This is a genomic window from Aequorivita sinensis (assembly GCF_006346335.1).
Classification (GTDB): Bacteria; Bacteroidota; Bacteroidia; order Flavobacteriales; family Flavobacteriaceae; genus Aequorivita; species Aequorivita sinensis.
This window is the reverse complement of sequence record NZ_VDMC01000007.1, coordinates 1-23,875: the sequence shown is the minus strand read 5'-3', so window position 1 is coordinate 23,875 and position 23,875 is coordinate 1. Positions and strand designations below refer to the sequence as shown.

Sequence of the window (23,875 nt, the reverse complement as noted above, 5' to 3'; positions counted from 1 at the left end):
AACTTTTTTTAAATAATCACTTCCTTATAAAATAATTATAGACAGAAATTAGTTAAGTCTATATCTCAAACCCGCGTAATACGAACTCCCAAAAATTGGTCCATAAACATAGGTTGTATCAAAACCCGCTCCAAATGGATTGTCACTTCCTATAATTGGATTTTCTTGTTTAACATTAGTCAAGTTTTCACCCCCTACATACAATTCAAAGCTGTTTGAAAAAACCTTAGTTATCTGTGCATTCACTGTTGAAAGACTTGAAGAAAATTCTGAAAGACCAATAGTGTTTAGATAGGTTGCAGACGAAGCAAAACGCTGTTCTCCTATATAGTTGTAAGTTGCATCAAACTTCCAGTTTCCTCCTTTTGTATTTAGTTTAGTTTCATACGAAGCATTTGCGAAAAACCTGTGATTTGGCGTTAACGGATTCTGTTTCTTCCCACTTAAGTAAGTAGTTTCTACATCGTAATACTTATAGGCTAAACGCATATCAAAGCGTTCGAACATATTATAATTAAACTCTGCTTGAAAGTTGTTGGAATAACTCTCACCATCTAAATTATAGAAATTAATTTCTGTAGGGTTTTCCCAATCGACCACTATTTGATTTTCAAAATCTGTTCTATAAAAATCAACTGTTATATCTCCTCTTCTATTGAACAAATTAAACCCTTGCATATACGAGATTCCATAATTCCAAGCAATTTCAGGGTCTAGTCCATATATTTTACCAGAATTACCTAAGACATTTAAACTACGTGAGGTAGCGAATAGACTTTGGTTTTCTGTGAAAATATTAGCACTACGTTTTCCTCTTCCCGCAGAAACACGAATAGCAGACTTATCCCAAGGTGTGTAGCGCAAGTGGAAACGAGGCGTAAGAAAAGCGCCAAGTCTGTTATGAACATCTCCTCTAATCCCAAGGCTATAACTCAAGTTGCTAGAATTATCAAAGTTGTATTCAAAAAATGCACCTACTGAATTTTCAATTCGGCTGTAGTTTTCTGTTAAAACCAACTCTTCGTAACTATCATAAGTTCCGCTAAGTCCAGTTTTAATTTTATGCCTAGAATCACTTATTATTGAGTTATACGTTAATTGCGAATACAAACTGTTATGTTGAATATTGTAATCGTTTAATCCGAAATAAGATTCTTGGTCGTGATGGCTATATGCTATTTGTATCCCACCTGTACGCCAAGGTATATCGGGGTTAACAAATCCAAATTTTCCTGAAACATCAAATCGCTGTGTCTTAATTTCGCTTCCCCAAGCATTTGTTGTTCCACGGTCTATTTTTGGATCAAAATTCACCTGACCAGTTTGCTTCTCATCATTCAAATACCTTACGTTAAAAAAGCCAACATAGCCATTTTCCTGATCGGTATATTGCCAGCGATTCATAACGTTTACTTGCTGCATTAATGGAGCATCTATAAAGGAATCATTGTTTTTATCAAATTCATAATCACGCATATTACCGTGAATATATAATCCCGTACTCCATCTATTAGTTACTTGTGTATTTAAATGAGTATTCAACTCAAACCTTCCATTTCCAGAGCCATAAGCATTTACAAAAAGCTTATCATCTGTTAACGGTTTTTGAAGTTCAGCATTAATTTGTCCTGCAATACTTTCATAACCATTTACTACGCTTCCCGAACCTTTAGTTATTTGTATACTTTCCACCCAAGTCCCAGGGATGAAACTCAATCCATAAGCTTGAGACGCTCCACGAATACTTGGTACGTTTTCGGTTGTAATTAAAATATACGGACTTGTGAGCCCTAACATTTTAATCTGTTTTGTTCCCGAAATAGCATCTGCAAAATTCACATCTATAGAAGGGTTTGTTTCAAAACTTTCCGCAAGATTGCAACAAGCTGCTTTTAATAATTCAGCACTGCTCACATTAATCACGTTTTGAGATTGTAAAAAAGATCGTGAGCTCGCCTTTTTACGGGCTGTAACCGTTACTTCATCTAAATTTGCTTTAGAAGTAAGTGTATGTTTTATTCTTTTTGAAGAATTAACCGTAATTGTATCAGTTTTATACCCTACAAAACTCACTACCATTTTTTTGTATTCTGGCTTGTATTCGATTTCAAAATTTCCATCAAAATCTGTAACCGCACCCACCGAAGTATTTAACCAGTATACATTCGCTCCAGCCACTGGAACCTCATCATTATTGATGTTTTCGGTGATTATTCCTTTTAATTTTTCCTGTGAAAAAATTGAGAGCGGAAGTAAAAGGGCTATTAATATTAATTTATAGCTTTTCATATAATTTTATAAGTGTTTGTTTTAAACCTAAAACATAAGCCTACTTCTCCGTTTGATATTCGTCCTATGCTTTAATTTTTTTTTATTTTATTTAATCAATTTTAGCAGCACGCAATCTTAGCGCATTTGTTATAACTGAAACCGAGCTAAAACTCATTGCTAAAGCCGCAATCATAGGAGATAACAAGATTCCAAAAACAGGGAACAGCACCCCTGCAGCAACTGGAACACCTAGCGTGTTGTAAATCATTGCAAAAAACAGATTCTGCTTAATGTTTCTCATCACCTTTTCACTTAGTTGAAACGCTTTTACAATTCCGTGTAAATCACCTTTAACCAAAGTAACTCCGGCGCTTTCTATAGCTACATCAGTTCCCGTTCCCATCGCAATTCCCACATCGCTTTGAGCCAAAGCAGGAGCATCGTTAATTCCGTCACCTGCCATTGCAACCTTTTTACCTTTAGCTTGTAGTTCTTCTACTGCTTTAAGCTTGTCTTGAGGAAGCATTTCTGCCTTAAAATCTTTTAGATTTAATTCTGTGGCAACCGCCTGCGCCGTATCGTGATTATCGCCAGTAAGCATAACAACCACAATTCCTTTTTCTTGAAGATTAGCAATAGCTTTTTTACTCGTTGCCTTTATTTTATCAGAAATAATAACATAACCAACTACATTACCTTCAACGGAAAGCATTGGAACAGTTTTTCCTTTTTTCTGTTCTTTTGAAATATTAGCTTGCAGAGAATTAGAAATTTTCGCACCAGCCTCTTCCATCATCTTTTCATTTCCAAGCGCTACCTTTTTACCATTGATAATCCCTGTAACACCTTTTCCTGTAACTGAATTAAAGCTTTTAGTTTTAAAACCACTTGCTACTGTGTTTACTTTTTTCTCTTTTCCATATTTTACAGTGGCATCAGCAAGAGGGTGCTCACTATTTTGATTGAGTGAAACTATATATTGAAGCACCTCATCTTCAGAATAACCTTCTGACGAACCCACTTTTTCTACCGAAGGCTTTCCTTCTGTAATTGTCCCTGTTTTATCTATGATTAACACATCAATTTTATTAAGCGCTTCAAGAGATTCGGCATTTTTAATTAGCACTCCATTTTGAGCTCCTTTCCCTACACCTACCATAACAGACATTGGCGTAGCAAGTCCTAATGCACACGGACATGCGATAATTAAAACCGCAATAGCATTTACTAACGCATACACATAAGAAGGCTCTGGACCGATTAATGCCCAAACCACAAAAGTGATTATGGCAATTAAAACAACTATTGGCACAAACCAACCCGATATTTTATCTGCTAATTTTTGAATTGGAGCACGACTCATACTGGCTTTATTAACCATATCGATAATCTGAGATAGCAAAGTATCGCTACCAATTTTTTCTGCTTTCATAACAAAGGTCTGCTTCCCATTTATAGTTCCCGAGCTTACTTGGTCACCAACTGATTTAGTTACAGGCACAGGTTCTCCGGTTATCATCGATTCGTCTATCGAGCTTTCACCTTCAATTATACTACCGTCTACAGGAATTTTCTCACCAGGTTTTACACGAAGTTTATCCCCTAGTTGAATATCATCTATCGCAATTGTTTCTTCTACACCATCTACAACTCTTACAGCCTTATTAGGCGCGAGTTTCAATAATTCCTTTACTGCAGAATTTGTGCGGTTATGAGCTCGAGCTTCTAGCACCTGCCCCATTAACACCAAAGTAAGAATTACAGCAGCCGATTCGAAATAAACGTGAACACTTCCCGATTCAGTTTTAAATTGAGAAGGGAAAAAATCTGGAAACAACATTCCGAAAATACTGAAAATCCAAGCGACACCTGCACCAATACCGATTAAGGTAAACATATTTAAGTTCCAGGTTTTTATGGATCTATAGGCGCGTTCAAAAAACATCCAAGTAGCATAGAACACAACAGGAATAGACAAGACGAATTGAACCCAATTCCAATTTTTCATCGGCATCCATTCATACAACGGATTGTCAGGAATCATTTCAGACATTGCGATAATAAATATTGGAATTGTAAAAGCAACTGCTATCCAGAATTTTTTCAGCAGTAGTTTATAGCCACTGTCATCTGCCGCTTCATCTGCAGAATTACTTGCCATAGGCACTAAATCCATTCCACAAACGGGGCAATCGCCAGGCTTATCATAGGTTTTGTCACCTTCGCAGTGCATCGGGCAATAAAAAGTTCCTGATTTGCTTTGACTTTCTCTTCTTTCTTCCTTTCGCTTTTGGTGTCTAGCAGCGGCCTCTGTATCGCCTTTTACAGCAATATTATAACTTCCACCATCATCCTCGAAAGCCTTTTCAAAAACTTCTAAAGGAATCTGACTTTTCATTTCGATTACAACTTCTCCTTTTTCTAAGTTTACCGACGCCTTCTCGACTCCTTTAATTTTGTTTAAAGTCTGTTCTACGTGACTTCTACAACCATCGCAAGTCATCCCGTGAATTTGATAACTCTCTTTAACAGTAGCTATTTTACTTGGCTGAGCTACTAAATGCATACCACAAACAGGGCAATCACCCGGCTTATCATATGTTTTATCGCCTTCGCAGTGCATGGGGCAATAATAAACACTAGAACTGCTTTCACTGTGTTTTTGTTCCTTATCATTTTCCTTAAGCGAAGCTTCTTTCACAGTATCATCAGGTGAAGAAATTTTGTATCTACCCCCGTCTGATTCCAATGCACTCTCAAAAACTTTAAGCGGGATATGCTGCTCCATTTCAATCACTGCTTCACCTTTTTCAAGGTTTACAGATGCATTAGAAACACCTTCAACATTATTAAGTATCTTTTCCACGTGACTTCTACAACCATTACAGGTCATTCCGTCTATAGTATATTTATGTGTCATTTTTATTTGATTTTAAATCTATAGTTAATCGAATTACTGTTCTAAAAGTTTTATACAGCAAAACCTACGCTCCAAATTAATGAAATATAAGCACAAATAGATTTAAGAAATCAAATTAAGAAGGTCTCGTAAAGAATATTTAAATCCCGTTCTAGAGGTGGCGGATTGTATTCCGCATAGAAGATTTTTTGAAAAGAAGTTATATCAACTTCCTGCAGTACAAATACCGAAACAAATGTAGCGAAAAAGGTTTTGTTGAACTTAACATCAAAAGATGCCTTTGTAAAATTTTCGTCGGTTTGTATTTTAGTTATATGGTCATCACAACAATCTGGGGCTTCAGAAGCTAAGTTTTCCATTTCGCAATTAGCGTCGAAAGGTTCTGCATCCATTCCGCAGGAAAGCTGTTTTTCGACTAATGTAACCTCAGAAGTGATTTCCATACCCCCACAAAAATGTTGGGCATAAGCTATCCCTGAACTGCTAACGAGCATCAGTATGGACAAGAATATGGATATCACTTTTTTCATTATAAAGCAAAAATACAAAAAAAAGCCTTCCGAAATATTGGAAGGCTTTTTTGTAATTAGTTAATTTCTGAATCAACCCTACCACATTTCAGCATCTTATCACCGAAATAAGGGTTTAGAATATTTTTACCACTGCTAATCCAAGCAGCACCTTTATTATTAAAAGCCATTGGGCAATATTGTTTGTAAAGTGTACCAGACGCTAATGCTCCTTCTAGCATACCTTCAATCCCTGCAGTAAGAGTTTCAAAATGCTCACGTTGTACATTAACATCCTCTGTTGCAGCCATAGCAGCAACTGCTGTTTGAGTAGCTTCATTTACTTCTACTTCTTTAATAAGAACTTCAAGCTTAGAAGATTCTGAAGCTGTTTTTTCAGCATCAGTGTTCACTAAAGCCTCTTGAACTTCAATATATTGGTCAAAAATAGCTTCTATCTTTGGGTCGTTGAATTCAGCTTCTCTTTCTGAAATTTCATAAACTTCTTTTTCAGAAGCAGTATTATCAACAGTAACTACTTCAGGCTCTTCCACCTTTTTCTCATTGTCCTTACAAGACGTAAATGCTATAGCTGTAAACGCTAAAACAACAAAAGATAACTTTTTCATAATGAATTTTAAATTTAAGTTGCAAATATATTGATTTCAGTTTGATTTGTACTTATGAAAATAAAAGGCTGGAGGTAATATCAAAAGGAACAACGGTTGAATTAAAAAACGACGTACATAGAAAAGTACAAAATGACTCGATGTTCCTTCTGAAGTGTAAATTAACAAACTAAATACAATCATTAGTACCACGAAAAGTATTGCATAAAGAAACAATGAAATTTTAATCACTTCCTTATTTCCAAATAGTAACGATAAAATTCCTAGTGAAATAACAGAATTTAGAACAAATCGAAATGCTGTATTCACATGCAACAAATACACGTCCATTTCAGGAAGTGGCGCAGTTTTATAATCGGATTTAAAAAAATTTAATAGAGGGTCGTAAAAAAGAGTGTCTTCAAAAGCGCGAACTAGCACTAATAAGGAAGTGAGAATTACAACTACTAATATTCTTATAGATTTACTCACTTTACAAGATTTGATTTCGGATTCACATTTAACATTCGCACCCATACCATCCACAGTATAAATACAAAACCATAAATCATTCCTGGAAAAACTACGGCGTGAAGCACGTTTTCATATTCAGGGAATTTATAAAGTGCTACAGTTAAAATGGCTATTCGAATAATGTTTATTATGTAAATTAACACTGCGCCTGCAAAGATGTAAAGAATAGTTTTCTTAAATTTTTCTGCAAATGCAATAATAAAGGCTACAAAAAGAATAACTACACTCACCGAGTTACAACCTTCTACAATATTTACGGTGTATCTCCCGTCTAGTGTCAACAACATCCCCTCTACGGTTTGTGCTGGATTTAAATATGCAGCATAGCCAAAGGTGTTCAACACAGCCTTGCTCTGCTTCGCAACAAGGTTTGTGATATAATCAGGATAAAAAGAACCGTTTTTAGATAAATTTAAATAAACTGAATACAGAATACCCAGCAACAAATACGTCCCAATAAAAAGACCTACAAAGCGCACCACTGATTTGTATTTCAACAAGAGTTCTTTCACCGATTAGTTTTTAGATATTTGAAAAGTTACAGTTTATTTTTTTGTTCAATTTTAACAAAAATACATTATTTGTTTTTGGTGCTTAATGAGCGTTTTAAAATACTTTTGCCTAAACATTTTAGATACCATAAAACTATGCCTTTTTCAGAGTTAAAACCAAAAATAAATACGATTCTAGCCAATGATGCTGTGAGTACAAATGAGCGCCTAAATCAAGTTTGTGAATTACTGCAAACAACTGTAAGCTATTACGATTGGGTTGGGTTTTATTTTGCAAATGATGTAGAAAAAACACTTCACTTAAAAGCATATGCAGGCGAGCCAACAGATCATACCGTTATTCCTTTCGGGAAAGGGATTTGCGGACAAGTAGCTGTTAGCAACCAAAACTTTGTAGTACCTGATGTAAAAGCACAAGACAATTATATAGCTTGTAGCATTACTGTTAAAGCTGAAATTGTAATTCCACTTTTTAAAGATGGTAAAAACATTGGTCAGATAGATATCGACTCTAATACTGCAGATCCATTTACTGAAGCAGACGAGAAATTTTTAGAATGGGTGAACGAAAAGGTTGCGGAGATACTTTAGTGGTAACCACTGCGAAAATTCTAAAACTGAACCTTCTAAGGACTAACAAATTCCTAAGGCATAATAAAATGCTTTTGGAATTTTGTTTTTAATGTGATGTTTCTGCAAATTGCAATGCTTTACATTCCAGTTCTAATTGCTTCAACTGGATCTAATCTCGACGCTGAAATTGCAGGAAGTATTCCAGATATTAAACCTATAGCTGCACTTATAGCAGTGCCGATAAGCATATTCCACGGCGAAAGCACAAATTCAAAATCGCCCGTAAATTGCGATGCTAAGATTGAAACTATAAATACTAAGAACAACCCTATCAAACCGCCTATTACAGCTAAGATTACAGCTTCAAATAAAAACTGGAATAAGATAAATTTATTTTTAGCTCCTAGTGATTTTTGAATTCCAATTAAATTGGTTCGTTCTTTTACACTTACAAACATAATATTTGCAATTCCAAAGCCTCCAACCAATAATGAAAAACCACTAATTATCAATCCAATGAGGTTCATACTTCCTGTAATATTGTCTATTAAATCGGCAAAGCCTTGAAGTTGATTAATAAAAAAAGTACTAACCTCATCTGGTTTTAAACCTCGTTTTAATCGGAGTTGTTGGGTTAGCATTGCGATAAACTCGGCATTGTCAACTCCTTTTTCAGGTTTTACTACAATTTGAGGGAAAGTATTTTTGTTATTATCTCCAAATATTCGTCTAACAATATTTACTGGAATCCAAACAGAAGTATCTTTTGAATTACCGAATAAACCAGCGCCTTCTTTTTCTAAAACCCCAATTACATTAAATCTTCGTCCGTAAATTCTCACTTCTTTTCCAATGGCATTAGCAGCATCTCCAAAAAGTTGATTCGCAATTTCGTCTCCAACAACCACAACCATTGAGCCGCTATTAGATTCTGCAGCATTAAAAAATCTTCCTTGGCCAAGCTTAAGCGCTTCAATATCGTAATAGCTTTCTGTAACTGCACCAATAGGCACATTATCCACTTGATTGCTTTCCGATTTTATACTTTCGTTTGGCACGCCTAATGTGAAAGATGCAGCTTCTAAATTTGGAGTATTTCGTTCGATGTATTGAAATTCGTCATAAGTAACATCTGGAAACTGTTGCCATTTCCAACGGGGGATTTCGGTAGGTCCAAAACTAAAACGCATTATGATGATTGTACTATTATCTAGTCCACTCATACTCCCCTCTATCTCCCGTTTTAAAGAATCTACTGCTGCAAGTACAGCTATAATCGAAAAAATTCCAATAGTTACTCCAACTAAAGACAAAAAAGTCCGCAATTTATTGTTCCGAAGTGCATTTAATGCGAAGTTGAAACTTTCCTTTAAAACGCGAAGATATATAAGCATTAAGATTTTAAATTAGCGATTGACGATTTCGTTTTCGACCTGGTTGATAAATTTATTAAATGTAAGACGTTTTCTCATTGTATATGTTACAAATTTACTATTCAATTATGTACTTTTGCACCTTAATTTTTAGCAATGAACAATTCCAAGAAAATCAAGTCAGCTTTAATCTCTGTTTTTAGCAAAGAAGGACTAGCTCCTATCGTAAAAAAATTGCATGAACAAAATGTAAAAATTTACTCAACAGGAGGCACCGAAAAATTCATAAACGATTTAGGCATCGATGTAATTGCCGTTGAAAACATTACCGATTATCCATCAATTCTAGGTGGTCGTGTAAAAACATTACACCCAAAAGTTTTTGGAGGAATTTTAAACCGACAAGATAACGAGAGTGACGTTGCGGAAATGGAAAAATTCAACATTCCACAGTTGGATGCTGTAATTGTCGATTTATACCCTTTTGAAAAAACTGTTGCTTCTGGAGCGTCAGAGGAAGATATTATTGAAAAAATTGACATAGGTGGTATTTCGTTAATTCGTGCCGCAGCTAAAAACTTTAAAGACACTATTTGTGTTTCTTCAGTTGATGATTACGCTGAGTTTTTAGAATTAATTTCAGCAAACGACGGAGAAATTTCACTTAAAGATCGCAAGCGTTTTGCTGCAAAATCATTTAATGTTTCTTCTAATTACGACACTGCTATTTTTAATTACTTCAATTCAGAAGAAAACTTACCAGCGTTTAAGATAAGTGAAACTAAAGGTCAGGAGTTACGTTACGGCGAAAACCCACACCAAAAAGGATTCTTCTTCGGAGATTTTGACGAAATGTTTACTAAACTTCACGGTAAGGAATTGAGCTACAACAACCTTCTGGATGTTGATGCCGCAGTAAACCTAATGAACGAATTTAAAGGCGAAGCACCAACTTTTGCTATTCTTAAACATAACAACGCTTGTGGAATTGCACAACGTGACACTGTAAAAGAAGCTTATTTAGATGCATTGGCAGGTGATCCTGTTTCAGCTTTCGGAGGAATTTTAATCAGTAATGTTGAAATTGACGAAGCTACAGCTAATGAAATTCACAGTCTTTTTTGTGAAGTAGTAATTGCTCCTTCTTACTCAAAACAGGCTCAAGAAATTTTAGAAGGAAAAAAGAATAGAATTCTATTAATTCAAAAAGAAATTGAACTACCTTCAAAAACTGTAAGAACTTGTTTGAACGGAGTTTTAGTTCAAGATAAAGATAATATTACCGATACTGCTGATATTTTAACACATTCAACTAACAATAAACCTAGTTCATCTGAGTTAGAAGACTTGTTGTTTGCTTCTAAAATATGCAAGCACACTAAGAGTAATACAATTGTCTTGGCAAAAGGAAAACAACTTTGCGCTAGTGGAACCGGACAAACAAGCCGCGTAGATGCACTTAGACAGGCAATTGACAAAGCAAAGTCGTTTAACTTTGAACTTGAAGGAGCTGTAATGGCAAGTGACGCATTTTTCCCTTTCCCTGATTGTGTGGAGATTGCAGACAATGCAGGTATTACTGCAGTAATTCAGCCTGGAGGTTCTATTAAAGATCAACTAAGTATTGATTATTGCAACGAGCATATTATGGCAATGGTATTTACCGGAACACGTCATTTTAAGCATTAAAAAATCATTACTTTTGTTAATATAAATTACAACAGCTTAATATTCAACACCGCTAATTAAAAACTATGGGATTTTTTGACTTCCTAACTGAAGAAATAGCCATTGACCTTGGTACCGCGAACACACTGATAATTCATAATGACAAAGTAGTTGTGGATGCGCCATCTATAGTAGCCCGCGATCGTACTACTGGAAAAATAATTGCGGTAGGTCGTGAAGCCGCTATGATGCAGGGGAAAACTCACGAAAACATCAAGACTATTCGTCCGTTAAAAGATGGTGTAATTGCAGATTTTGACGCGAGTGAAAAGATGATAAACATGTTTATCAGTGATATTCCTGCTCTAAAAAAGAGATGGATTAAACCTTCATTGCGTATGGTTGTCTGTATTCCAAGTGGTATTACTGAAGTGGAAATGCGTGCGGTAAAAGAAAGTGCCGAAAGAGTAAACGGAAAAGAAGTTTACTTGATCCACGAACCTATGGCTGCCGCAATTGGTATTGGTGTTGATATTATGCAACCAAAAGGAAACATGGTTGTGGATATAGGAGGTGGTACAACAGAAATTGCAGTTATTGCCCTTGGTGGTATTGTTTGCGACAAGTCTGTTAAAATTGCAGGTGACGTATTTACAAACGATATCGTTTATTATATGCGAACTCAGCATAACCTTTATGTAGGTGAACGCACTGCTGAAAAGATAAAAATTCAAATTGGTGCTGCAACTGAAGATCTTGAGCTTCCACCAGACGAAATGGACGTTCAAGGACGTGATTTGTTAACTGGAAAACCAAAACAAGTACAAACTTCATATAGAGAAATTGCAAAAGCATTAGACAAGTCTATTCTACGTATAGAAGACGCTGTAATGGAGACATTATCACAAACTCCTCCAGAACTTGCTGCCGACATTTACAACACCGGTATTTACCTTGCAGGTGGTGGTTCAATGCTACGCGGATTAGATAAAAGACTTTCACAAAAAACTGATTTACCAGTTTATATCGCTGAAGATCCTTTACGCGCAGTAGTTCGTGGCACAGGAATATGCTTGAAGAATCTTAGTAAATACAAAAGCGTACTTATAAAATAATTTCCTAAAAGCGATTAATCAAAAACAATAGCATACTGTTTATGGCGTTGCTACCATTAGAAAGCAGAATATTTTAACCCTATTAAGCAATGCAGCAAATAATATTTTTCTTTATACGGAATAAAAACTTCCTGTTATTTGCTGTATTGTTTATTATTGCTCTTGCTTTAACGATTCAATCTCACAATTACCACAACAACAAATTTATAAGTTCCGCAAACGTTGTAACTGGTGGTGTCTATACTGTGAGAAATAATATTACAGATTACTTTACGCTAGCTAAGGAAAACGAAGATTTATTACAAGAGAATTTAATGCTCCGTAAAAAACTAAGTCAATACAATGAATTGAACTTAGCTCCTACTTTAGATAGCGGTAATATCATCAACAAATTTGAGTATTATTCTGCTCGAGTAATCAACAATAACTATTCGAAAACTAAAAACCAACTTACCTTAGATAAAGGTAGAAGAGATAGCATTAAAAGAGATTATGGCGTTATTTCTTCAAAAGGGATTGTTGGGATTGTAAGCGATGTATCAAACAACTATTCTACTGTTCAATCTATATTAAACACCAAAAGTAGAATTAACGCTAAATTGAAAAAATCTAGCCATTTTGGATCACTTATCTGGAATACAAAAGACCCAAACATAGCCCAGTTGATTGATATCCCAAGAATTGCAGATATTGAAAAGGGAGATACAATCATCACAGGTGGGCGATCAACTATTTTTCCCGAAGGTGTACTAATTGGAACCGTGAAGGATTTTCACCTAGACAATGACGATAATTATTATTACGTAAACATCGATTTATTTAATGATATGACTAGTCTTGAGCACGTATTTTTAATCAAAAATAATGATGCAATAGAGATCAATGAGCTAGAAAAAAGAGTGGAAGATGCAGAGTAACGATATATTAATTAATATAGTACGGTTTATAGTGCTTGTTTTTATACAAGTGCTACTGCTTAATAATATTAATTTAGGCGGTTACATCAATCCATTTCTTTATATCTATTTTATACTACTATTCCCTCTTGATGGTAATAAAAGCCTACTAATTTTTTTAAGCTTCCTTTTAGGCCTTTCTATCGATATTTTTGAAGATTCAGGTGGTGTTCACGCGGCTGCATCGGCGTTTATCGCATACATTCGTCCGTTTGTTTTAAAGTATTCATTTGGGGTAAGCTACGAATACAAATCTGTAAAAATTAAAAAAGCAGATACAACAGAAAAAATTACTTATATCACTTCATTAGTATTAATGCATCATTTTGTTATGTTTTCACTAGAAATATTTAGTTTTAAACATATACCATTGTTATTAAAATCTACGTTATTTTCAGGAATATTCACAATAGTCTTGACAATGTGTACAATGATTTTGTTCAATAGAAAATCGAAATGAGAAAAGTTGTACTTATAGCATTAGTTATATTAAGTGGTGTACTTTTCACGGCTAGGCTTTTTTATCTGCAAGTGTTAGATTCTTCTCCAGAATCTCTTGAGCAAAATAGCGCTATTAAAGTGATGTATGACTATCCGCAACGCGGGTATATATTTGATCGTAATGAAAACCTCTTAGTTTCCAATCAACCTTCGTATGATGTCATGGTTATCCCTAGAGATGTGAAGCCATTAGACACTTTGGAGTTTTGTAAACTTTTAAAAATTTCTAAAGAAGATTTTAAAGAAGTGTTACGTAAGGCTGAAATTTACTCTCCGAGGTTACCTTCAGTAGTGGTCCCACAACTAAACAAAGCCGACTATGCTTCACTTTCAGAAAAAATGTACAAGTATGAAGGCTTTTACATTCAGCGTCGTTCCCTTCGCGACTATCAAGTAAAACACTCTGCTAACGTTCTAGGATATATTGCTGAAGTAAACAACGCAATTATTAAAAAGAATCCCTATTACCAAATGGGGGAACTAATTGGAACCGCTGGTGTTGAAAAAGAATACGAGGAAGTTTTACGCGGCGTAAAAGGAGTAAAATACATACAAAGAGATCGCTTTAACAGAGATATTGGGCCTTATAAAGACGGAGTATTCGACACAATTCCAGAAAGAGGTAAGGATATACAACTTACTATAGATGCAGTACTTCAGGAGTATGGAGAAAAGTTAATGGTTAACAAAAGAGGTGGTATAGTTGCTATCGAACCAAGTACTGGTGAAATCCTTGCCCTTGTTACAGCGCCAAGTTACGATCCATCGCTATTGGTAGGAAGGGACAGATCGAAAAACTTTACAAAACTGTGGTATGATACCATTGCAAAGCCTTTATACGATAGAGGTTTAATGGGTGAATACCCACCAGGATCTCCCTTTAAAGCATTAACCGCACTTATTGCACTTCAAGAAAATGTAACCACAGAAGACGACCGAATAAACTGTCCTGGAGGGTACTATTACAATGGAAGACGTTTGATGAAATGTCACGGGGCTCACGGCGCCACAAGTATGGTTTATGGTATTGCAAAATCTTGTAACACTTACTTTGCAACGCTATACCGCAGATCTGTTGATAATTACTCTACCATTCAAGAAGGTACCGATAAATGGAAAGAACATTTAGCGAGTTTCGGACTTGGTAACTTCTTAGGATACGACCTACCAAGTGGAAAGAGAGGACTTATTCCAGATTCTAAATTTTATAATCGCTTTTATAATTTCCCAAAATACAGATGGTTTTCAACTGCTACCATTTCAAACTCTATTGGTCAAGGTGAAATTAACTTAACACCAATTCAAATGGCAAACTTTACAGCTGCCATTGCAAACCGAGGATGGTATTATACTCCCCACGTAATTAAAAACATAATTGGAACTGATACCATTCCACAAAAATTCAAAGAAAAACACCATACAACCATCGACCCTAAGCATTTTGAACCTGTGGTTGAAGGAATGTATCAAGTTTACGAATCGGGAACTGCATCTTATCTTAGAATACCAGGAATTGAAATATGCGGTAAAACAGGTACAGCCGAAAACTTTACCAGAATCGATGGAAAACGCGTACAACTTACCGACCACTCCATTTTTGTGGCCTTTGCACCAAAAGATAATCCTAAAATAGCTTTAGCAGTATTTGTAGAAAACGGATATTGGGGTTCTCGTTGGGCAGGTAGAATCGCTGGTTTAATGATTGAAAAATACATTAAAGGTGAAATAACTAGAAAGGATATGGAGAAATTTATCCTAGAAGGTAGTCTAGAAGATGAATATGCTAAGCCACATAGCGGAAAACCTTTTACAATTAATAGATAATGTCTGCAGCTAAATCATATATGAAATTTGACTGGTTGATGATTTTTATTTTCATCGCCTTAGTTTCTATGGGCTGGATTAATATTTACTCCGCATCGCTCAGTGATTCTGCTCAGGGATATTTTGATTTTAAGCAGATTTACGGCAAACAAATGATTTGGATAGGATTAAGTTTTATACTTATCATTTTCATATTAGCAATAGAATCAAAATTTTACGAAAATTACGCAAGTATTATTTATTTAGTCTCCTTACTTTCCCTTGCAGGGCTCTTTGTGTTTGGCCGTACTATAGCTGGAACAACTGCTTGGTATGACTTTGGTGGTTTCAGCATTCAACCCAGTGAATTTGCCAAAGCAGCTACTGGTCTAGCACTTGCGAAATACGTAAGTGACATTCAAACCAATATGCAAGAGTTAAAGCACCAAATAAGTGCATTTATTATTCTAGCTCTTCCTGTTATACTCATTATACTACAACCAGACCCTGGAAGTGTATTGGTGTATGCTGCATTTGTATTTCCATTATACAGAGAAGGATTACACGGAGTTTATTTATTACTAGGACTTTTTGCCACCGTTATTTTTGTTTCTACACTTGCGTTTGGAGCAGTTTGGGCGGCAGTAGCGGTTTTACTTATTGCTGGAATAGTTTATTACAGAAATAGAAAAAAACGCCCCAATGTTTTAAAATATATAATGATTGTTGTTGCTTGTATTGGGTTTGCATTTTCAGTGAGCTATATCTTCAACAATGTATTTAAACAACACCATAGAGACCGTTTTAATATAGTTCTTGGTAAAGAAGTTGATTCACGAGGAATTGGCTACAATACAAACCAAAGTGAAATTGCAATTTCGAATGGTGGATGGTTAGGAAAAGGCTGGACACAAGGCACACAAACGAAAGGAAATTTTGTACCTGAACAGCATACCGACTACATTTTTAGTACGGTTGGTGAAGAGTGGGGATTTGTAGGAAGTATGATTGTAGTCCTCCTATTTATTGGCCTCATTCTCAGAATTATTTATAAAGCTGAAAAACAGAAAAATCAATTCGGGAGGGTTTATGGCTATAGTGTAGCAGCAATTATCTTTCTTCACTTTTTTGTGAATATAGGGATGGTTACTGGTATATTTCCAACCGTTGGTATTCCACTCCCCTTCTTTAGTTACGGAGGATCTGGACTATGGGGCTTTACTATCTTACTTTTTATATTTGTAAAGCTAGATGCAGCCAACTATTACTACACCTAACACAGAGCTGAAATTTAGTATTTTCTGCTAACCGAAAACTTTTTTAGCTACTTCTTTCCCCAAACTTTTAAGTCAATCATACTTTCCATTTTATCTTCGATTGAATCAGGCAAGGCAGGAAAAAAATCTATACCCGTTTTAGCTTCTATTTCGTCTATAGAAACTACATATTCATAAAAAGACTTACTACTAGGTTCGTTGGGAATCAAAAAAGCTATAGCTTTATGATTGCCATCTGTAACATCTACAACAATTTTAAAAAACTCATTAGGCACAGAAACATTTTCATACCCAATAGTTTCCATGTTTCCATTTAAAACACCTCCAGTTACCACATAAACTCCGTCGTATTTATTTGCCCAATACCTAACCTTTTGTTCTAAACGATTCCAAATTCCAGCATTAAATTCACGGTTTTGAGGACTAACATTACTGGTTAAAAAAGTTTCATTATAAGCTTCAAAAGATATTTTTCTATCACCAGCAGGTACTAAATGCCCGCGATCATAACCAGAGTTTTTGTAATTGCGCCAGTCTGCAGATTTTGTTGACACCTTATTGTCAATTTCAAAATAAGGTCTTTTAAATTCATTTCTAGATAAATCGCTTTTACTAAGTTCATAAGCAGCCCATTCTGCCTGTTCATGATCTTCAGAATAGGAAAGTGTGAAATAATTGTGTCTTACTATAGCTCCAGTAGTAGATTCTGGAAGAAATGAGTCATCAAATTCTTTTGAATTTCTAACAACTTGTGTTGATGTTTCTGAAATAATATTATTATTCCCATCAAAGATATCGTCTGAATAGTACAATACAACGGTAAGAATAATAATAACTAAAGGATAAATGTATTTTCGATTCATAGGGTCAAAAATACTATTAACTTATAATCTTTAAAAGTTTGAAGTGTTTATTCTATGAGTTTAAGATTTAATGAATAACATTAATTTCTCACATCCATAGCATCTCTTAAAGCATTCCCGATTAGCATAAAAGCCGTAACCAAACTCATAATTGCAAGGCCAGGAATTAAGGCTAAATAAGGTTTTCCTAAAATAATATATGCGTAGTGATCTTTTATGATTCCTCCCCAGCTTGGCATTGGCGGCTGAGCACCTATCCCTAAAAACGAAAGGCCACTTTCTATTAAGATTGCTCCCGCAAAATTGGCTGCCGAAATTATAATAACTGGCGCCATACTATTAGGCAAAATATGTTTTACTATAATTCTAAAGTCATTAAAACCAAGAGCTCGAGCAGCAGTTACGTATTGCATCTGTTTCACACCCATTACCTGCCCTCTAACCACTCTTGCAACTTCTACCCACATTGTGAGCCCTACAGCGATAAAAACCTGCCAAAAACCTTTACCAAGAGCTAAGGTGATAGCTATCACTAATAGTAACGTTGGAATAGACCAAGTAACGTTAATTACCCACATAATTGCTGCATCCACTTTCCCTCCAAAATACCCAGCAATTGCGCCCATTGTAATCCCAATTACCAAGGAAATAAAGACCGCTACAAACCCTATGGCAAGCGAGATTCGGATTCCAATTAACATTCGGCTTAACAGATCACGGCCATATTTATCTGTTCCGAGATAGAATTTCTTTTCTGACATGTATTTGTTAGGAATTTCCTTCACTGAAGAAACATCAGGAAAAAGCGATACTGAATATTCCTTTTGAAGTCCATCAGTGCCCTCAGGAGTATATTCGGTTATCTCGATAGTATTAGACTTTAATGAATAATTTGAAATAGGAATTTCAGTATTTGCATTCTTTTCACCAAAAAAGAAAACCGAGATTGGGTTTTGATCTTCTATGGCAACAGGAATTGTAAGCATTTGTACCGAAAACCCAGGGTTTTTAGAATGAATTGATAAGTGCATCTGATTTGCATTTTGTGAATTATCCGGCGCCAATGCGTAAGCGAATATGGCCACTAATACACAAACCATTAAAAACCCCAAACTGAAAACGCCCCAGAAGTTCTTTTTAAACTTCTGAAGCGCTATTTGTGTTAATGAGGTTGAGTTTTTCACGTTTCAAATTTACTGAAAATTTTAGGTGAATAGCCATAAAAAAACCTACAAGGTTTTTGAAATCTTGTAGGTTTTAAATCTGCCTTCTAGAAATACTCGAAAGTACTAGTTTTTAATATCCGCTACTTTTTTAGCTTTTATATTATTAAGTTTTAAGTCTTCTAACACGTGGATAGCTTCTTCAACATAAATATCTTTACTTAAGCTTTTATGCCATCTCTTACGTTTTTCTGAAAGCGTTGTATCTTGTTTCATCAATTCAACTTCATAAGGCAAAGATTTAAAAGTTAGCTTATTGTCATACTTATCAATTGCCTCAAAACGTTTACTTATTTCTTTACGTTTTTCAATTTCGGCAGTATAATCATTAAAGTTAAGGTTTACTTCCTTTTCATCTCTGCGCTCTTTAATCCACTTCGCATTTTCATCTATTAGTTGCAACTGCTCATTTTTAGCCATTCTAGCTTTACTGTTATCAATGGTTTCTTGAAAACCAATATAGCCATCCCAAATATCATACTTAGCTGCATCAATTTTATCATAAGGTAGTGGATTTGGGTAATCTCGCTCCCCTATATCGATATAACTGTAACGATCTGGCATTACAACATCACTATTTACACCTTCTAACTGTGTTGAACCACCATTAACTCGGTAGAATTTTTGTGATGTAATTTTAATAGCTCCTAAGTCTCCTATATCATTGTTTCTAACCCATTGGTTTAAATCTACAACATTTTGCACAGTACCTTTTCCGTATGTTTGTTTGCTACCAATTACAATAGCTCTTTTATAATCCTGCATAGCAGCAGCTAAAATTTCTGAGGCTGATGCAGAGAGTTCATTTACTAAAATTACTAAAGGTCCGTCCCAAACAATTTCGTTGCTTTCATCTTCTAAAACCTCTTTTTTACCTGCTGAAGAAACCTGAACAATTGGTCCTTTCTTAATAAATAACCCAGCAATATCCACAGCAGTTCTCAGTGATCCACCACCGTTATTTCGAAGGTCTAACACAAGCCCTTCCATTCCTTGTTCTTTTAAACGTAGAATTTCTTTTTTAACATCGGAGGCAGCATTGCGCTCTTTATAGTTCTCCATGTCGAAATAAAACTGAGGTAAATTTATAAGTCCGAATTTGCGACCGTTATTTTCTATATATGAAGATTTAGCATACGTTTCTTCAAGTTCAACTACATCGCGAGTAATAACTTTATCTGAAATAGTTCCATCAACATTCTTTACTGTAAGTGTAACTTTAGTTCCTTTTGGACCTTTAATTAGTTTTACAGCATCATCTATACGCATACCAACTATGCTTACCGATTCATTTTCTCCTTCTTGCTTTACTTTAAGGATAGCATCACCAACTTCAATTTGTTCACTTCTCCAAGCTGGTCCTCCACTTATTACCTCAATTACCGTTATATAATCGTTTTTCTTTTGAAGTCTAGCCCCAATTCCTTCTAGTTTTCCAGACATTTGAAGGTCGAAACGATCCTTATCTGGCGGTGCGAAATAGTTGCTATGTGGGTCAAACTCTTCAACAATAGTATTTAGATAAATTGCAAAATAATCTTTACGCACAAGATCTTTTGTGAAATCGAAATATTCATCTAATGATGTCTTGGCAGTTTCTCGAGCCTTTTGCTCTAGCTCAGTCATAGACTTTGGCTCAAATGGCTCTTCAGAAGTTTTACTCGACTTTTCTTCATTTTCGTCATCATTATCTTCCACTTCAGCATTATCATCGATATCGGTTTTATCTAAAGCTTTTTGTTTAGTTTTTTGCTCTTCAACATAGTCGTAATAGCTAGAAAGTGTTGTAAACTTTAATTGCTGTTCCCAACGAGCCTTTAAAGCTTTGGTTGACGTAGCATATTCGATATTATCGTAATCTACATTAATAGTTTCTTTTTCCTCAAAATTGAAGGGCTTGTCTAAAACTTCAGGGTAGATTTTCTTCACATCTTCCATTCGTTCTTGGAAGCGATTATATACTAAATTGAAAAAAGATAAATCTTTATTCTTTATTTGGTCGTCAATTTCAGTTTTGTACTTACTAAACTCTTCAATATCTGAAGCTAAAAAGTATCTTTTTAAAGGATCAAGGCCTTTAATGAAATTTTCAAAAACATCAGCCGAAAAAGCATCGTCGATAGCCTTTGGGTCATAGTGTCCTTTTTCAAGAACATAAGTTATAAGATCGAGTAATAATTTATCTTTATCCGGGTTTTCAAATTCTTTAGTTGTGAAACTGCAAGAAGCTACAGAAACAAAAACTGCCAAAAATAAAACTTTAAAATTCTTCTTCATTATCCGCATAGTAAGGGTGTTGATTTAAGAGTGTCTAAATTATACAAAAAACCGTGCCATTAAACTATTTTGCTACTAATATTTTGTTAAACAGCCATTATTGATTGAGAAACAAGGATTCTTATTTCAAATTTAATAAATGTACTTTTGTGTCTTCAAAATTTTAAAGAATGACAAACAAAAGACCACTTATTTTAGTAACCAATGACGACGGAATTAACGCTCCTGGCATAAGAGCATTAATTGAGGTTATGAACACATTAGGGGACGTTTGTGTGGTTGCACCAGATTCTCCACAAAGTGGAATGGGACACGCTATTACCATAAACGACGCTTTGTACTGTAATCGTATAAATATAAATAAAGACGAGCCACAAGAAGAGTATAGCTGTAGCGGTACTCCTGTAGACTGTGTAAAAATTGCAGTAAATGAAATTTTAGATCGAAAACCTGATTTATGCGTTAGTGGTATTAACCACGGAAGCAATTCGTCTATCAATGTTATATACAGTGGCACTATGAGCGCAGCGGTTGAAGCTGGAACTACCGGAATTCCGTCTATTGGTTTTTCTCTTTTAGATTATTCGTTAGAAGCTAATTTTGAAGCCTCAAAAAAAGTTGTAAAAGCCATTGCTGAACAAACGCTTAAAAACGGACTTCCTAATGGAGTGGTTTTAAATGTTAATATCCCAAAGCTTAATTCTTCTGAAATAAAAGGGATGAAAGTTTGCCGTCAAGCAAATGCCTATTGGCAAGAAAAATTCGACAAACGGACTAATCCCCTAGGGAGGGATTACTATTGGCTTTCTGGTGAATTTGTTAATCAAGATAAGGGCCAAGATACAGATGAATGGGCTTTAGAAAATGGGTATGTTTCAATTGTACCGGTTCAATACGATTTAACAGCCCACCATGCTATTAAGGTAATTAATTCTTGGGATTTACAGTAAGATTTATTGGATGTAAAACACTAGATAATTAGTGATAATACAATTGTTATAATATTTATACACAACGAATGAAACCACACGTAAAAGAAATTTTAATAGGACTAATAATAGGCTTACTGGCAAATGTTGCAGGAACCTATCTATATATCTTCTTTTTTTCTGATTTAGAAATTGAAGATACAATCAAAGCTGCATTAGCCAATGATTTTCTAGGTAGTTTAATAGCCTTAGGAGCCGTTTTAAATTTAATAGTTTTCTTTATTTACCTTAAGAAAAACCAAGTTTATAGAGCAAGAGGAGTTGTTATGGCAACAGTAATTGCCGCATTAGTAATCTTATATACAAAGTTTCTATAAAATTATAGCTAGTTTTTCTTTAACTCATTAACTTAGTAATTCAATAACCTAAAATTAAAATACAAAAGAATGAGACGTGCAGTATTTCCTGGAACTTTCGACCCTATTACACTTGGACACTTAGACATTATTAATCGTGCACTACCCCTATTTGATGAAATAATTATTGCTATTGGTGTTAATGCCGATAAAAAAACAATGTTTACTTTGGAAGAACGCTTGAAGTTTATTGAAGACATCTTTAAATATGAAGAAAAGGTAAGCGTTGAAAGTTACTCTGGTTTAACAGCTAAATACTGTATAGAGAAGGGTGCTCAATTTATTGTTCGTGGTTTGCGAAATACTACCGATTTAAATTACGAGCAGCCAATAGCTCAAACCAATTACCAAATGGCGAATGTTGAAACTATATTTTTAATCTGCTCTCCTGAGGTTTCTAATATCTCATCTACAATAGTAAGAGATATTATGCGAAATGATGGCGAATACCAACATTTAGTACCGAATTCAGTTAAAAAAAATTAATTGCTTAATTAGATAAGTTTAATCATTTTATTTTTGCATATACAACTTATTTTCAATACCTTATAGAATCAATTTAGCTAAAATGATTGGCTATCGAATTCTATATTATTCTTTAATAGCAATGCTAATATTATCCTGTAATAAGGATGATACAGGACTATCTTCTTCTACCTCCACCAATCAAAACCCTGTAGCATTTATAGAGCCTGAACTAAAACCCTTCGTAGAGAGTTTTTATATCGAAATGGAAGAACGTGGCATAGACTATAGGAATAGGCCGCTATCTGCAATTTTTGTAAATGAGCTTTCTGCTCCCAATAGCACTCAATTTTGTGCATATGGTTACCCAAATTTAAATGGGATAGCTACTGTAGAAGTAATTAAAAACAATGGATGCTGGTTATCAAAAAACCACACAGAGCACGAAAACTTGATCTACCATGAATTAGGTCATGCACTAATGAGCAAGGGCCATACCTACTCTTTATTCCCAAACGGCTCACCCACCTCAATTATGTGTTCTTCAGAAGTTGCCGATAATTACAGAGTTTATAACAAATATCAAAGTGATCAAAAAACATATTATTTAAACCAACTTGCTTCTGGTATTACGACGGAACCAGATTGGGCTGGTGAAAAATATTACAGTGAAACCTTGGAGATTGATACTTTTGATAATTCTATAGATGGATGGGAATCTGATACAGAGTATAGCACTAATAATTCATATACTTTTTTTATTGATGAAAATCATGCAACCTCTCCCCCTTATGCCCTTGGAATATCAAACACTGGAAGTAATAATCCTGATGCTGTAGGATATTGGTATAAGTATTATGATATAACCAACTTTAGCAATTGTTCAAATGTAGTAGTGAGTGCAGATATTATTGTGGATAATTTGACAGAGGGTTATGTCGGTTTAGTAATAGATTTTATAGAATATCCAAGGATCATTCTCAAAAGTTGTGTGTGAATTGAAATAGAATTCTGATTTTTGTTTTTTAAAACAAAGCTTTGGACAATTATCTAGACCTACTGAAACTTATCCTGCCTGAATT

General features: G+C 34.9%; 21 protein-coding genes. 11 read left to right on the top strand and 10 right to left on the bottom strand.

The window, feature by feature from the left end:
- Positions 1 to 48 precede the first annotated feature (48 nt).
- The 6 genes from FHP04_RS08965 to xrtF all read right to left on the bottom strand — a co-directional run bounded on the left by FHP04_RS08965 (position 49) and on the right by xrtF (position 7,354).
- Entirely contained in the window at positions 49 to 2,289 is a 2,241-nt protein-coding gene (locus tag FHP04_RS08965) for a TonB-dependent receptor (protein ID WP_139855764.1), read from the bottom strand.
- A 91-nt stretch (positions 2,290 to 2,380) separates the two neighbouring features.
- A complete protein-coding gene (locus FHP04_RS08960; protein ID WP_139855763.1) occupies positions 2,381 to 5,191 on the bottom strand; it encodes a heavy metal translocating P-type ATPase in 2,811 nt (936 codons plus the stop codon).
- 110 nt (positions 5,192 to 5,301) lie between these two features.
- On the bottom strand, positions 5,302 to 5,721 hold the full coding sequence (locus FHP04_RS08955) for an HYC_CC_PP family protein (protein ID WP_158319131.1): 420 nt from the start codon (positions 5,719 to 5,721) through the stop codon (positions 5,302 to 5,304).
- 56 nt (positions 5,722 to 5,777) lie between these two features.
- Positions 5,778 to 6,329 carry a DUF3347 domain-containing protein gene (locus FHP04_RS08950; protein WP_139855761.1) on the bottom strand — a complete coding sequence of 184 codons (552 nt, stop codon included), beginning with the start codon at positions 6,327 to 6,329 and terminating at the stop codon, positions 5,778 to 5,780.
- A 36-nt stretch (positions 6,330 to 6,365) separates the two neighbouring features.
- The gene (locus FHP04_RS08945) at positions 6,366 to 6,800 is read right to left on the bottom strand and encodes an exosortase F system-associated membrane protein (RefSeq protein ID WP_246051409.1); all 435 of its coding nucleotides are present in this window, start codon (positions 6,798 to 6,800) and stop codon (positions 6,366 to 6,368) included.
- Positions 6,797 to 7,354 (bottom strand): exosortase family protein XrtF, encoded by a 558-nt coding sequence (gene xrtF / locus FHP04_RS08940; RefSeq protein ID WP_139855759.1) that lies wholly within the window; start codon positions 7,352 to 7,354, stop codon positions 6,797 to 6,799. Before xrtF ends, FHP04_RS08945 begins: the two co-directional genes overlap by 4 nt.
- Positions 7,355 to 7,489: 135 nt before the next feature.
- Here xrtF and FHP04_RS08935 point away from each other — a divergent pair, with 135 nt between their 5' ends.
- The gene (locus FHP04_RS08935) at positions 7,490 to 7,945 is read left to right on the top strand and encodes a GAF domain-containing protein (protein WP_139855758.1); all 456 of its coding nucleotides are present in this window, start codon (positions 7,490 to 7,492) and stop codon (positions 7,943 to 7,945) included.
- Positions 7,946 to 8,064: 119 nt separating this feature from the next.
- Here FHP04_RS08935 and FHP04_RS08930 read toward each other — a convergent pair whose 3' ends face one another.
- Positions 8,065 to 9,321 (bottom strand): ABC transporter permease, encoded by a 1,257-nt coding sequence (locus tag FHP04_RS08930; protein ID WP_139855757.1) that lies wholly within the window; start codon positions 9,319 to 9,321, stop codon positions 8,065 to 8,067.
- Positions 9,322 to 9,456: 135 nt separating this feature from the next.
- Here FHP04_RS08930 and purH point away from each other — a divergent pair, with 135 nt between their 5' ends.
- The 6 genes from purH (at position 9,457) to rodA (ending at position 16,620) form a co-directional block, all read left to right on the top strand.
- Positions 9,457 to 10,989 carry a bifunctional phosphoribosylaminoimidazolecarboxamide formyltransferase/IMP cyclohydrolase gene (gene purH / locus FHP04_RS08925; RefSeq protein ID WP_139855756.1) on the top strand — a complete coding sequence of 511 codons (1,533 nt, stop codon included), beginning with the start codon at positions 9,457 to 9,459 and terminating at the stop codon, positions 10,987 to 10,989.
- Between the two features lie 65 nt (positions 10,990 to 11,054).
- On the top strand, positions 11,055 to 12,083 hold the full coding sequence (locus FHP04_RS08920) for a rod shape-determining protein (RefSeq protein WP_139855755.1): 1,029 nt from the start codon (positions 11,055 to 11,057) through the stop codon (positions 12,081 to 12,083).
- A gap of 89 nt (positions 12,084 to 12,172) precedes the next feature.
- Positions 12,173 to 13,000, top strand: coding sequence for a rod shape-determining protein MreC (mreC, locus tag FHP04_RS08915; RefSeq protein WP_139855754.1), 828 nt, complete (start codon positions 12,173 to 12,175; stop codon positions 12,998 to 13,000).
- A complete protein-coding gene (mreD, locus tag FHP04_RS08910; protein ID WP_139855753.1) occupies positions 12,990 to 13,499 on the top strand; it encodes a rod shape-determining protein MreD in 510 nt (169 codons plus the stop codon). Before mreC ends, mreD begins: the two co-directional genes overlap by 11 nt.
- Positions 13,496 to 15,364 carry a penicillin-binding protein 2 gene (mrdA, locus tag FHP04_RS08905; protein WP_139855752.1) on the top strand — a complete coding sequence of 623 codons (1,869 nt, stop codon included), beginning with the start codon at positions 13,496 to 13,498 and terminating at the stop codon, positions 15,362 to 15,364. The genes mreD and mrdA overlap by 4 nt, the downstream gene beginning before the upstream one ends.
- On the top strand, positions 15,364 to 16,620 hold the full coding sequence (gene rodA, locus FHP04_RS08900; RefSeq protein ID WP_139855751.1) for a rod shape-determining protein RodA: 1,257 nt from the start codon (positions 15,364 to 15,366) through the stop codon (positions 16,618 to 16,620). The genes mrdA and rodA overlap by 1 nt, the downstream gene beginning before the upstream one ends.
- 47 nt (positions 16,621 to 16,667) lie before the next feature.
- On the opposite strand, the gene FHP04_RS08895 is transcribed toward rodA, so the two are convergent.
- The 3 genes from FHP04_RS08895 to FHP04_RS08885 form a co-directional block, all read right to left on the bottom strand.
- Entirely contained in the window at positions 16,668 to 17,483 is an 816-nt protein-coding gene (locus FHP04_RS08895) for a DNA/RNA non-specific endonuclease (protein WP_139855750.1), read from the bottom strand.
- Between the two features lie 80 nt (positions 17,484 to 17,563).
- Complete coding sequence (locus FHP04_RS08890; RefSeq protein WP_139855749.1) at positions 17,564 to 18,667, bottom strand: ABC transporter permease; 1,104 nt, start codon at positions 18,665 to 18,667, stop codon at positions 17,564 to 17,566.
- Between the two features lie 105 nt (positions 18,668 to 18,772).
- Complete coding sequence (locus FHP04_RS08885) at positions 18,773 to 20,983, bottom strand: carboxy terminal-processing peptidase (protein WP_139855748.1); 2,211 nt, start codon at positions 20,981 to 20,983, stop codon at positions 18,773 to 18,775.
- A gap of 170 nt (positions 20,984 to 21,153) precedes the next feature.
- Here FHP04_RS08885 and surE point away from each other — a divergent pair, with 170 nt between their 5' ends.
- From surE to FHP04_RS08865, 4 genes are all read left to right on the top strand, one after another.
- Entirely contained in the window at positions 21,154 to 21,933 is a 780-nt protein-coding gene (gene surE / locus FHP04_RS08880; RefSeq protein WP_139855747.1) for a 5'/3'-nucleotidase SurE, read from the top strand.
- 68 nt (positions 21,934 to 22,001) lie between these two features.
- Positions 22,002 to 22,289 (top strand): hypothetical protein, encoded by a 288-nt coding sequence (locus FHP04_RS08875; protein ID WP_139855746.1) that lies wholly within the window; start codon positions 22,002 to 22,004, stop codon positions 22,287 to 22,289.
- Positions 22,290 to 22,358: 69 nt separating this feature from the next.
- Positions 22,359 to 22,814, top strand: a complete 456-nt coding sequence (coaD, locus tag FHP04_RS08870) for a pantetheine-phosphate adenylyltransferase (RefSeq protein ID WP_139855745.1) — start codon at positions 22,359 to 22,361, stop codon at positions 22,812 to 22,814.
- A gap of 82 nt (positions 22,815 to 22,896) precedes the next feature.
- Positions 22,897 to 23,790: a hypothetical protein gene (locus FHP04_RS08865; RefSeq protein WP_139855744.1), complete on the top strand. Its 894-nt coding sequence runs from the start codon at positions 22,897 to 22,899 to the stop codon at positions 23,788 to 23,790.
- Positions 23,791 to 23,875 lie beyond the last annotated feature (85 nt).